This window comes from Mesorhizobium amorphae CCNWGS0123 (assembly GCF_001686985.1).
Lineage (GTDB): Bacteria > Pseudomonadota > Alphaproteobacteria > Rhizobiales > Rhizobiaceae > Mesorhizobium > Mesorhizobium amorphae.
In genome coordinates this window covers 308,139-319,453 of record NZ_CP015318.1, presented here as the reverse complement: position 1 = coordinate 319,453, position 11,315 = coordinate 308,139, and the positions used below count along the sequence as shown (strand labels likewise).

The 11,315-nt window shown below is 62.7% G+C and carries 15 protein-coding genes and 1 tRNA gene; 10 read left to right on the top strand and 6 right to left on the bottom strand.

The features are described 5' to 3' along the window. Nucleotides 1–63: 63 nt before the first annotated feature. From A6B35_RS01435 to A6B35_RS01425, 3 genes are all read left to right on the top strand, one after another. Nucleotides 64–336, top strand: a complete 273-nt coding sequence (locus tag A6B35_RS01435) for a DUF4164 domain-containing protein (protein WP_006200774.1) — start codon at nucleotides 64–66, stop codon at nucleotides 334–336. A 4-nt stretch (nucleotides 337–340) separates the two neighbouring features. Further along, on the top strand, nucleotides 341–706 hold the full coding sequence (locus tag A6B35_RS01430) for a cell division protein ZapA (protein WP_006200775.1): 366 nt from the start codon (nucleotides 341–343) through the stop codon (nucleotides 704–706). Nucleotides 707–894: 188 nt separating this feature from the next. After that, entirely contained in the window at nucleotides 895–1,554 is a 660-nt protein-coding gene (locus A6B35_RS01425; protein WP_006200776.1) for a peroxiredoxin, read from the top strand. Between the two features lie 139 nt (nucleotides 1,555–1,693). Here A6B35_RS01425 and rpoH read toward each other — a convergent pair whose 3' ends face one another. Further along, complete coding sequence (gene rpoH, locus A6B35_RS01420; RefSeq protein ID WP_006200777.1) at nucleotides 1,694–2,605, bottom strand: RNA polymerase sigma factor RpoH; 912 nt, start codon at nucleotides 2,603–2,605, stop codon at nucleotides 1,694–1,696. Nucleotides 2,606–2,818: 213 nt separating this feature from the next. Next, on the bottom strand, nucleotides 2,819–3,874 hold the full coding sequence (locus A6B35_RS01415; RefSeq protein ID WP_040582271.1) for an RluA family pseudouridine synthase: 1,056 nt from the start codon (nucleotides 3,872–3,874) through the stop codon (nucleotides 2,819–2,821). 26 nt (nucleotides 3,875–3,900) lie between these two features. On the opposite strand from A6B35_RS01415, the gene A6B35_RS01410 reads away from it, so the two are divergent. The 3 genes from A6B35_RS01410 to A6B35_RS01400 all read left to right on the top strand — a co-directional run bounded on the left by A6B35_RS01410 (nucleotide 3,901) and on the right by A6B35_RS01400 (nucleotide 4,870). Beyond that, entirely contained in the window at nucleotides 3,901–4,284 is a 384-nt protein-coding gene (locus tag A6B35_RS01410) for a hypothetical protein (RefSeq protein ID WP_006200779.1), read from the top strand. 13 nt (nucleotides 4,285–4,297) lie between these two features. Further along, nucleotides 4,298–4,705 (top strand): VOC family protein, encoded by a 408-nt coding sequence (locus A6B35_RS01405; RefSeq protein ID WP_006200780.1) that lies wholly within the window; start codon nucleotides 4,298–4,300, stop codon nucleotides 4,703–4,705. 90 nt (nucleotides 4,706–4,795) lie between these two features. Beyond that, a tRNA-Glu gene (locus A6B35_RS01400) sits at nucleotides 4,796–4,870 on the top strand. Between the two features lie 32 nt (nucleotides 4,871–4,902). Here the strand turns inward: A6B35_RS01400 and A6B35_RS01395 are convergent. Further along, on the bottom strand, nucleotides 4,903–7,449 hold the full coding sequence (locus A6B35_RS01395) for an AMP-binding protein (protein WP_006200781.1): 2,547 nt from the start codon (nucleotides 7,447–7,449) through the stop codon (nucleotides 4,903–4,905). 312 nt (nucleotides 7,450–7,761) lie between these two features. Here A6B35_RS01395 and A6B35_RS01390 point away from each other — a divergent pair, with 312 nt between their 5' ends. The 3 genes from A6B35_RS01390 to A6B35_RS01380 all read left to right on the top strand — a co-directional run bounded on the left by A6B35_RS01390 (nucleotide 7,762) and on the right by A6B35_RS01380 (nucleotide 9,905). Next, nucleotides 7,762–8,343 carry a VOC family protein gene (locus A6B35_RS01390; RefSeq protein WP_006200782.1) on the top strand — a complete coding sequence of 194 codons (582 nt, stop codon included), beginning with the start codon at nucleotides 7,762–7,764 and terminating at the stop codon, nucleotides 8,341–8,343. Between the two features lie 23 nt (nucleotides 8,344–8,366). Further along, nucleotides 8,367–9,233 (top strand): glutathione S-transferase family protein, encoded by an 867-nt coding sequence (locus tag A6B35_RS01385; RefSeq protein WP_006200783.1) that lies wholly within the window; start codon nucleotides 8,367–8,369, stop codon nucleotides 9,231–9,233. Nucleotides 9,234–9,578: 345 nt separating this feature from the next. Further along, complete coding sequence (locus A6B35_RS01380; RefSeq protein WP_006200784.1) at nucleotides 9,579–9,905, top strand: hypothetical protein; 327 nt, start codon at nucleotides 9,579–9,581, stop codon at nucleotides 9,903–9,905. 50 nt (nucleotides 9,906–9,955) lie between these two features. On the opposite strand, the gene A6B35_RS01375 is transcribed toward A6B35_RS01380, so the two are convergent. Next, nucleotides 9,956–10,171, bottom strand: a complete 216-nt coding sequence (locus A6B35_RS01375; protein WP_006200785.1) for a hypothetical protein — start codon at nucleotides 10,169–10,171, stop codon at nucleotides 9,956–9,958. 46 nt (nucleotides 10,172–10,217) lie between these two features. Beyond that, nucleotides 10,218–10,514, bottom strand: coding sequence for a hypothetical protein (locus tag A6B35_RS01370; protein WP_065518137.1), 297 nt, complete (start codon nucleotides 10,512–10,514; stop codon nucleotides 10,218–10,220). Here A6B35_RS01370 and A6B35_RS01365 point away from each other — a divergent pair. Next, nucleotides 10,513–10,749 (top strand): hypothetical protein, encoded by a 237-nt coding sequence (locus tag A6B35_RS01365; RefSeq protein WP_006200787.1) that lies wholly within the window; start codon nucleotides 10,513–10,515, stop codon nucleotides 10,747–10,749. The genes A6B35_RS01370 and A6B35_RS01365 overlap by 2 nt on opposite strands. Nucleotides 10,750–10,900: 151 nt before the next feature. On the opposite strand, the gene A6B35_RS01360 is transcribed toward A6B35_RS01365, so the two are convergent. After that, nucleotides 10,901–11,251, bottom strand: coding sequence for a hypothetical protein (locus A6B35_RS01360; protein ID WP_085983145.1), 351 nt, complete (start codon nucleotides 11,249–11,251; stop codon nucleotides 10,901–10,903). Nucleotides 11,252–11,315 lie beyond the last annotated feature (64 nt).

Below are 11,315 nucleotides of genomic sequence, written 5' to 3'. Positions count from 1 at the left end.
TTTCCTGAATAACGCGTTCTGAACGCAAACGATTCGGTGATGGGCAGGGTACAGGACAAAGCCATGACCGGGGAAACGACGCTCAAGGAAGTCATAGCCCGGCTGGGTAAAGCCATCGAGGGCCTTGAAAACGCCGTCGCGGCCAAGCTCGAGCACGAGCGCGACTATTCGGAAGCCGAGGCCGAGGTGCAGCGCATGAACGCCGACCGCTCCAGGCTGGCGCAGGAACTCGACAATTCCGAAGCGCGCGCCGAACGGCTGGAAGATGCCAACAAGGAAGTCTCGCGCCGGCTGGTGACCGCGATGGAAACCATTCGCGCGGTGCTGGACAGGTAGGCCCATGTCACAGGTTACGGTTTCAATCGACGGCAAGCAGTATCGCATGGCCTGCGACGAGGGCCAGGAAGAGCACCTGATCGATCTTGCCGAGCGCTTCGATCGCTATGTTTCGCATCTGAAGGACTCTTTTGGCGAGATCGGCGACCAGCGGCTGACCGTTATGGCCGGCATCATGGTCATGGACGAGCTCTCGGAGCTGCAAAAACGCGTCAAGGGCATGGAAAGCGAAGTGCTGACCTTGCGCAAGACGCGCGACGAGGCGCTGACCAAGGCCGACAAGAGCGATTCCGTGCTGACCAGCGCGCTTGGTGCGCTGGCCCAGCGCATGGAGGATCTGGCGGTCACCCTGGCGGTGAAGAAGGCCTGAGCACTGCCCGGCTGAGGGTGCCCCGGAAGAATTGCCGCATTTCCACGAAATGGGCGAAAATTTTTCGCCGCAGGTCCCGGCCGCCGGTGTCCGCCAGCGTTTTAAGGATGCTCCTACAGTGCTAAGAAGACCAGGCGGCGCCGGCGGGCTGACTGTGCCGGCGGCAAGTCAAAGGGTAGGGACACATCATGAGTCTTCGTATCAACGACATCGCGCCGGATTTCACGGCCGAAACCACGCAAGGCACAATCAGCTTCCATGAATGGATCGGCGACGGCTGGGCGGTGCTGTTCAGCCATCCGAAGAACTTCACGCCGGTCTGCACGACCGAGCTTGGCACCATGGCCGGGCTGGAGGGCGAATTCAAAAAACGCAACGTCAAGATCATCGGTATTTCGGTCGACCCGGTTTCGAGCCATGACAAATGGCAGGACGACATCAAGACCGCGACCGGCCAGGTGGTGAAATATCCGCTGATCGGCGACAAGGAACTCAAGGTCGCCAAGCTCTACGAGATGCTGCCGGCGGGCGCCGGCGAGACCTCGGAAGGCCGCACGCCCGCCGACAATGCCACGGTGCGGTCGGTCTACGTCATCGGCCCGGACAAGAAGATCAAGCTGGTGCTCACCTATCCGATGACCACCGGCCGCAACTTCGACGAGATCCTGCGCGTCATCGATTCCATCCAGCTGACGGCCAAGCACCAGGTGGCGACGCCGGCCAACTGGAAGCAGGGCGAGGATGTGATCATCACCGTCGCGGTCTCCAACGAAGACGCGATCAAGCGCTTCGGCGCCTTCGATACGATCCTGCCCTATCTGAGAAAGACCAAGCAGCCGACCGCGTGAGCCTTCTTTCTCCCCGTATAGAGACGGGGAGAAAGGGCTGGTTCGCCGCCTTCGCCAATCGTGGACGCTGAGCTAAAATAAAAACGGCGGCGCCAGATCCTGGTGCCGCCGTTTTGTTATTGTTCGATGCGCGGCAGCCTTACGCCGCCGGCTGCGCCTCGATGGTGCGCAGCGCCTGCATCTGACGCTTGGCGGCGGCCTTGACCGCGTCCTGCACCTTCTCGAAGGCGCGCACCTCGATCTGGCGCACGCGCTCGCGGCTGATGTCGAACTCGGTCGACAGCTCTTCCAGCGTCAGCGGCTCCTCGGCGAGGCGACGCGCCTCGAAGATGCGCCGCTCGCGCTCGTTGAGCACGGCAAGAGCGCCGGACAGCATGGCGCGCCGGTTTTCCAGCTCATCCTGCTCGATCAGCATCTCTTCCTGGCTTTCGTGGTCGTCGACCAGCCAGTCCTGCCATTCGCCGGACTCGCCTTCGCTCGCCCGGATGGGCGCGTTGAGCGAAGCGTCGCCCGACAGGCGGCGGTTCATCGACACCACTTCCGCCTCGGACACGTTGAGGCGGGTGGCGATCTCGGCGATCTGGTCGGGCTTCAAATCGCCATCGTCGAGCGCCTGGATCTTGCCCTTCACCTTGCGCAGGTTGAAGAACAGGCGCTTCTGGTTGGCGGTGGTGCCCATCTTGACCAGGCTCCACGAGCGCAGGATGTACTCCTGGATCGAGGCCTTGATCCACCACATGGCATAGGTGGCGAGCCGGAAGCCGCGCTCCGGTTCGAATTTCTTGACGGCCTGCATCAGGCCGACATTGCCTTCCGAGATCACCTCGCCGATCGGCAGGCCGTAGCCGCGATAGCCCATGGCGATCTTGGCGACGAGCCGCAAATGGCTGGTGACGAGCTTGTGCGCAGCCGTGGTGTCCTCATGCTCTGCATAGCGCTTGGCGAGCATATACTCTTCCTGCGGCTGAAGCATCGGAAAGCGGCGGATTTCTTCCAGGTAGCGGCTGAGGCCGCCTTCGCCGGAAACGATACTGGGTAGTGACTGGGCCATGGTAGCGCCCCCTCTCTATTGGAGTGATGCCCCCGAAACGCGGCGGGCATGTGACGCGAGCACCAAAAAAGGCTCGCTCGCGGCAACTGGTGTATATAGGAACAAAACCAGAAAAGACAGGCATTTGTTCAACACGAAACAGTGTGTCACGCCAAAGTGAACAACGCCAGTCAGGTTTCTTGATGGTTGGTTTGAAGCATTTTGATGATCGGTTCAGAGCTTGCGGAACCCGCCAACGAGTGCCTCCATGTCCCTCGGTATCGGTGCCTCGAACCTCATCGTCAGATGGGTGACCGGGTGGCGAAATTCAAGTAGGCGCGCGTGCAGTGCCTGTCGCGGAAATGCCTTGACCTCGCTTCGCAGCGGCTCGGGCAAACGGTTGGCCTTGGTGCGGAAGGCCTGGCCGTAATCGGGATCGCCAACCACGGGATGGCCGATATGGGCCATGTGGACGCGGATCTGGTGGGTGCGGCCGGTTTCCAGCCGGCACTCGACCAGGCTGGCGGTCGCGAACTCCTGCTGCTGCTCGCCAAAGCGCTCGACCACGGTGAAATGGGTGACGGCGTGGCGGGCATCGTCGCGGCCTTCCGGCACCACGGCGCGGCGCACGCGGTCGGCGGCGCGGCCGAGCGGCGCATCGACCTTGCCGGTCGGCCTCGGCGGGATGCCCCAGACCAAAGCGAGATAGGCGCGCTGGAGGTCGCCGGTCCGGCCATGGTCGGCAAAGGCCTCCGACAGCGCCTTGTGGGCACGGTCGGTCTTGGCGACGACCATGACGCCGCTTGTTTCCTTGTCCAGCCGATGCACGATGCCCGGCCGCTTGACGCCGCCAATGCCGGACAGGCTGTCGCCGCAATGGTGGATCAGCGCGTTGACCAGCGTGCCGGTCCAGTTGCCGGCGCCGGGATGGACGACCAACCCGGCCGGCTTGTCGATGACGATCAACTCGGCATCTTCATAGAGGATGTCGAGGGCGATCGCCTCGCCTTGCGGCGTGGCCGGCTCCGGCTCCGGCATGACGACCGACACCACGTCGCCGGCGGCCAGCTTGCGCTTGGCCTCGTCGACAGGCTTGCCGCCAATCCTGACCGCGCCCTGCTTGATCAGCATCTGCACCCGGTTGCGCGACATTTCCGGCCCGAGCATTCCGGCCAGCCACTGGTCGAGGCGCTGGCCGGCCGCCTCGGTGCCGGCCTCCAGCACGGTCGGCGCGGCCTCTATGAATTGGTCCTCTATCAATCCAGGGGCCTCTTCGCTATGAGCGCTCATCGAAAGAAAGTTCCGGAATTTTTGCCATGGCCAGGCCAATTGCCGACGAAGAACAAGAAAAGCCGCTCGACCCCGAAGTCGAAAGCGTGCGGAAGAAACTCTTGCGCTTCATGGCCATCAACCTCGGCCTGTTGTTGCTCGCCCTTATGGTGGTGATCGGAGCGCTTGTCTACAAAGCCCGCAACGCGCCACCCGCCAGCCCGCCGCTGGCCAGCGACATCCAGGTGCCGGCCGGCGAGCCAGTCAGCGGCGACATCGTGCTGCCCGTCGGCGCGAGGGTGGTCAGCCAGTCGCTGTCCGGCAACCGCATCTCGATCGATGCCGAGCTTGCCGACGGCAGCCGCACCATCTTCGTCTACGACATCGCCGAGCGCCGCATCATCGGCCGTTTTGCGATCCGGAACAAATGACCGGGCCCCAACGATGACCGGGTTCGCCGAACATCGCAGGGTGGCGACAGTCGCTCTCGTCGTCAGGAATTATGACGAGGCGATCGACTGGTATGTCGAGCGGCTGGGCTTTGTCCTGACCGAGGATGTCGATCTCGGTGACGGCAAGCGCTGGGTCACGGTGACGCCTGCCGACGGCGAAGGCGCCAGACTGCTGCTGGCCGAAGCGTCAGACGCGGCGCAGGCAAGCCGCATCGGCAACCAGACCGGCGGCCGCGTCTTTCTGTTCCTCGAAACCTCCGACTTTGCCAGGGATCATCAGGCGATGACGGAAAAGGGTGTCGAATTCCGCGAAGCGCCGCGCCATGAGCCTTACGGCACGGTGGCGGTGTTCGCCGATCTCTACGGAAATCTGTGGGACCTGATCGAGCCGAAACGCTAGACCTGCAACAGTCATTTCGCGGCTTTCGGCAAACGTCGGAAGCCCAGTTGCTTTTTCCCAACCGTCAGCCTATATCGCCGGTTCTTGAACGCGCCCATCGTCTAGCGGTCAGGACACCGCCCTCTCACGGCGGGAACAGGGGTTCGATTCCCCTTGGGCGTACCAAGACAATCAGAACATGCAGCAGCCTGGCGTCTTCAATTGAAGGCGAGGCTTCCGGCGCGCGCCTGTTGCAGGGCGAGCCATCTGGTCAGTTGCTGCTGCAACGCGAAGGCTCCCAGTCCGGATAGAAGGCCAATAGCGACCGCGGCGATCGTTACAACAGGCTGCGAGACGGCGAGGTCCGGGCTCGGCAGCAGCCACTCCGGCACGATCCTGTGAAACAGGTAGATGTGATAGCTGGCGGCGGCGATCGGCAAGACCATTTGCACCAGTCCGCTCGGCAACGCGATGCGCCGGGCGTTGATGAGGACGAGAACGGCGCCGAACACCGAGGCGAATTTCACCCAGGAGCCGAGCCAGTTGCCCCCCATCCAGGCGAGCACCGGGCACAACAAAGTCACCACCACGATCAACGTCAGCCGCTTCTGCCGGGAGGTGGCGAAGTGCACGCACCAGCCAAGGGCCGTGAGGTAGAAGACGTCGGGCAAAGTGAAGATCTGCGGGCCGCCAATGTTCCAGAGAAGGGGGACGAGGAACTTGGCCGCTGTCGCGGCCGCCAACAGGATCATTCCGAAGGCAAATGGGTGGCTTCCGGCAAAGGCGCGCAGTTTCGGGAGCCCGAACATGGCGGCCCAGACAAGCATGATCTGAACATAGGCTTCCACGAACCAGTAGAGATACGGCATCATGTGCGGTGGCTGGACGAAGCCAAGATTGCCGATCAGCAAAAAGGACGGCCACAGGATCTCACCCTGGGCGAGCGAAAACCCCGCCACGATCGGCAGGTAAGGTACGAGCACAAGTGCCAGCGGGCGCAACACGCCGGCAACGTCGCCGGCAAACAGCCTCTGTCGCTGGAAACGCGCCAGGCTGTATCCCACCAGCATGACCAGGATCGCGGCGCCGCCGGGGATGGGCCAGAGCGAGGCGTGATGGACGACCACCATCAGAGTGGCGACGGCGCGCAGGACAAGTTGGCTGTCGACCGACTGACGCTCGCCGGGCTGCTGTCCGGCGCGGCAGAGCTCGGCAATCCGCATGGTCTCCCAACCCGGCGGAACGCTGCCGAGTTCGCGTTCCAAGGCAAGCGACAGCTGGACGTAGAGAAGGGAGTCGCCGCCCAGGCTTTCGAATGTGTCGTCGACGCCGACATGTCTCGGATAAAAGGCGCTTGCAAAAGCCGCGAGCACGCCGGCACGGGGCGGCGGGCGCAAAGCCTGAAGGCGAGCATGCAGCGAAGCATAGTCGACCTTGCCCGAAGCGAGGCGCGGCAGGGATTGCGTCCTTTCGACCTCGAGATGCGGCCGCGGCAAGCCGGTTGCCGCCATCAAGACCGGCAGCACCTGTTCATCTGCGTGTTCGGATGTCACCACCGCCAGGATGCGATCATCGTCACCCACGACGGCGGCCGCGATCCCGGCTTCGTCGAGCGCAGCCTCGATCGCTTCATGGCTGAGGCGCAGGCCGGCAATCTTCGACATTCGCTTCAGCCGGCCGATCACCGTGAAGAAGCCGTTCTTGTCCCTTGTGGCGATATCGCCGGTGCGCAGCTCGGCGATCCCGGCTCCCTTTGCGAGATCGCAACGTTGGCTGGCGTAACCCATCATAATGTTCGGTCCGCCGTAGACGAGTTCTCCGGGCTGGCCTGGTTGCTCTATCGAATTGCCGGCGTCATCCACCAGCCGCAGTGAGCCGCCCGGGATCGCGATGCCAATGGACCCGACATTGCCTTCCAATCGGTGCGGAGGGACGTAAGCGATCCTGGCTGTCGCCTCGGTCTGCCCGTACATCATGAAAAAGCGTTTTTGCCGATCGGCGAGATGGCGGTGAAATGTCGTGGCGAGATCCGGCGGCATGCGTCCTCCGGCAACCGTCATGAAACGCAGCGCGGGCAGTTCGTGCTCCAGGAAACCCGCCCGATCCATCTGCTCAAACGAATAGGGGACGCCGCTGATGTTGGTGCAGCCGGCATCGCGAACCTCTCGCGCGAAGCCTGCATCCGATGCGCCTTTGCGCGCGAAGTAGAGGCTCGCTCCCGCGATCAGATGCGAATTCAGGACCGAGAGCCCGTAGGAATAGTGGAACGGCAGGATGAGTGCCGCGCTGTCCCGCTCCTCAAGTTCGAGATAGCTGGCGATGGAGCTGGCATTGGCTTGAACGGCGCCGGCCGACAATCTGACGTATCGGCTCTTGCCGGTGCTGCCCGAGGTGCCGAGCAGCAGTGCCAGATCGGCGTGGAGGCCACCGTCTGGATTGGTGGATCCCATCATGCAGCGGAAGCGGCCGTCCACCGACCTGCATACGCCATCGGGCGAGAAATCCGCAACGAAGTCATCGAGCACCGACGGCTTGCAAGGCGGCAACAGAGCCACGGCGTGGCCGCCATGCAGAGCCGCCAGATAGGCGATGACCGCATGTTCGCTCGGCTCCGCGACCACGGCGACCAGGCGCTTTTCACTACCGAAGCTGGCGGCCTGTGCCGCCACGCGGCGGGCAAGCCCGCGGTACGAGATGGGCTCGCGATCGGGGAAAATCAGCGCAGGACTGGCGCCGAAGCTCTCAAACCGTTCCGTGAATCCCATCTTGCCAAACCTGTATTCTAGCCGTCGGTCGCGCCCCGAGGCGCGGTCCGGGAAGGCGCTACTACATTAGTTGATTGAAATCATCATATTTTATTGAAACTGGCCGACCGCAATTGTCGGTCGCTTCTGGCGCATCCCGGCCGATTGAATTAGCATCGGGTCACGAAAGCCTCGGGCCGCAGCATCACAAGGTGCGCGGGATATGGGGCGCAGGGGAGCAAATCCGGGCGAGCTGCCGAGCTTGTTCCGAAGGTGCCAATCGGAACGCGGTGCGTTCCGGCAAGGCAGGAAACTCCCTGGGAGGAAGGCCAAATGCAGAAGCTGCAATCGCAGGGCGTCCATCACATCACGTTGGTCGGCGCCGGGCGCCAGACCTCGATCGATTTTTGGGAAGGCGTGCTCGGCATGCCGTTCATCTTCGAGCAGCCCAACCTCGACAAGGCCAGCGAAAGCCATCTCTATTTCGATCCGGGCGACGGAAGGCTGATCACCATCTTCACCGATGAGAGCCGCACGCCGGAAAAACGCCGCACGCCGACCGATCCGGGCTGCGTCCACCACATCGCGTTTGCGGTGTCGCGCGTCACCTTCCTGCAGGCGGTCGCCCGGCTCGACGAGCGTGGCATCAAGCACAGCGGCGTCAAGGATCGCGGCTTTATGGATTCGATCTATTTCGAGGATCCGCTTGGGCTGTTGATCGAGCTGGCGTCCTACCGCTTCGAACCGCCGGCAGGCTTCACCCATGCCGACGTGCTGATGGAAGCGCACAAGATCCGCGTCGCGCGCGGCGACTACAACATTGCGGAAGTGCATCTCGCCGACGCGATCCAGGCGCTGGTCGAGCGCTCCCGCGCCACCTTGTCGGACGGCCGGGCGCCGAAGAACCCATACTGAAACAAAAACAGAGGGAGGAACACATGGCCAAGACAGCGATGAAGAGTGCGAAGAAACCCACGGCCAAAACAGCGGCAAAGCCGGCGAAGGCATCGGCAAAACCTGCCGCAAAGGTGTCGGCGAAGGCCGCGGCCAAACCGGCTGCGAAGGCGACGGCAAAAGCCGCGCATAAGGTAAAAGCCAAGCCGGCGAAGAAACCCGCGTTGAAACTCAGCATGCTGAAGCCCAGCGTCAACAACATGACCGTCCGGGTGTTTGCGCGTGCGGCCGGGCTGGATGCCGCGGAGACCGACGCTTGGGGCCACACCCGCTCGCCGGAATTCATGGCACGCAACCCGGCGCATCTGACGCCGATGATCGAGGACAAGGGCCTTCCCAGGGGCGTGCTGTGGGAAAGCTGCGCCATCATGCAATACCTCTCCAACAAGCATGGGCTGGAGAAGTTCTATCCCAAGGCGCCGGCCAAGCGGGCGATGATCGACAGTGCCATGTTCTACCTGGTCGGCACGCTCTACCCCTATGTGGCGCGTGCCACCTATCCGTTCCTCGGCTTCCCGCAATATGCCGGCGAGGTCGGCCACAGCGACGCCCATCCCGACAAGAAGTCCGAAGCCCAGAAGGCGGCGATGGCCGCGATCGCCGAGCCGCTGGAGGTGTTTCACAGCTTCTTCCGGGACGGCAAGCCGTTCATCGGCGGCAAGAACCCGTCGATCGCCGACATCCGTCTGGCGGCAACGCTCGAGTTCCTGGCGGTCATCGACTACGCCTTGCCCAAATGGGCAAAGGAATATGTGGCGGCGGTCGAAAAGAAGCTCGGCAAGGCCTATGCCGAGCCGGCCGCCGACGTGCGCGGCTATATCGCCTATGTGAAATCGCAAGCCAAGACGTGATGGCGCGGTTCGAAAGAAAGAATTCGTTAACCAAAGCCTTGTCTACTGATTGGCAATTCACCTCCAGCCTGCGACCACGGATGTACTGGCGCGGATCGAGATGTGGAAGGAAAGGTCGGCCATGCGCCGGCCTTTTTGCTTTTCAAGAGGTTCCTGTCCCGAGAGGTATGAGCAGGCCAGCGAAACGGCGCCTGCATCAAGTGCTTGCGAAACATATTGTCATTGCCGGCGCCGACCCTATCATCGATTTCAGTTGTCCTGTGCGGACTGGCAACCGGTGGAAGAAACGAGGACCTGCAAATGAAAAGCGGCACAGCACTGTCGACGATTGTGGGAACAGTATTGATGGCGGCAATCGGTCAATCGAATGCCGCATCGCTCGACACCATGAACGATGTCGCAACGGCGATCCAGGCGTGCTGGACGCCGCCGGCGGATGCCGGCAATTCGACGGTCACATTGAGCTTCAGCTTCAGGCGCGACGGCACGCTCATCGGCCCGCCCAAGCCGACGGCCATCAAGGTGGCCGGTGACGAAAAGGCGCGCAAGGCCTTTGTCGATGCCGCGACTGCCGCGTTGCAGAACTGCCTGCCGCTGACCTTTTCGCCGGCGCTTGCCAAGGGCGTTGCGGGTAACGTGTTTACGCTGCAGTTCAAGTCACCGAAGCAATAGCGGTCGCCTGCCGGCGCAGGCGGCTCGCTTCGCGACCGGCCGATGCAGGCTCAATGGCGTCCGCGCCTGGCGTTGACGTGCCGTTCCAGCTCGGGCATCTCGAACACGTAGTCGTTCCAGGCCGATTCCGGAATCTGGCCGGCCAGATAGCATTCCACCAACAGTTTCTGCTCCGGGGTCAGGGCTTTTGGCCACCACTCATGATCCAGTCCAAGCGAGTGGATCAGGTTCCTTGTCAGCCCCGAGACGGTGAAGTGGATAGACATCTTCGCCCTCCTTTTTGCCTACAACGCGGGATGTCGGACAAAGGTTTCACAGGAAGCGGCCGAGCACCGTGAAATTGGTCACGCTTGACCGTGCCGGCAGATGGTGGCGCCGGCACTGCCTTTCGCCTGTCTCAATCTTGAAAGGAAACTGTAGTTTTGTGCGATCGAGAAGCTGGCCGGCGCGCGGCCGGTGCGGGTGGTCGGACCGGCCTTTTTCCCAGCGGACTGGCTTTTCGACGGATGGCTGGCCGGCCGTCACCCCGATCCAGGTGAGCGGGCTCCCCGCCGGAACGGCTTGCCGGCTGCCGCGTTGTGACAGACGACCAACCGGAGCCATCGCCATGGTCACATTCAGGGAAATGAAGGTGCAGGAGATTGTCGAGGACCAGTCCCTGACCACCGAACAGAAGATCGCCAGGCTTCGTGACATCGAATCCGAGGCGCGCGGGTTGCAGCGCGCGGCATCGGAAGGACCGATGGGCGACGATGACGGCTGGCAGGACGAATTGCGGCAAGTCCGCATCGCCCTGGAGAAGCTTGGCGCAAAGGAACCCAGGAAGGGCGCGGCATCGCTCTAACCCTTTGTTTTTACGCAAACTCCGGACGGAGAACTGCTACGCACTTTTCCTGGAGTTGCTGTAGCGACTGTCCTTTGCGCAACTCCGAACGGAAACCCGCTGCATCTTTCAGGGTGCAGTCAAACTCTCGGGCAAGTCTCGCTCGCCGAATCTATTCGCAGACGACGCGGTAGCGCGTGCCGGGTTTGCTGACATTCCTGCAGGCGAGCACCGCGGCCGGGTCGGAAGACGTGAGGGGCGCAGGAGCGGATGTGACCCGTCTTGCCCGGGTGGGCGGCGGGGCGAGCCTGCGGGCAGCCGAGCGTGCTGGTGCCTGCGGTGGTGCGACCGGAAAGACACCCACCTGCGACTGGCTGGTTTGCGCATGGGGTGGAGGCTTGTCCCAGATACGCCTGACGTCGAGCGGCTTCGGGATGACCACGGTGCCATCGCCGCTGCGCGCGCACCCGCCCGCTGCAAGCAGCGCCGGGAAAAGGAAAACAAGCAGGAACCGTCCGAACATTAGCAACACCCCAATATACTTATAACGCGGCTGAGCCGTGGCCGACAACCGATGCAATGCCGCA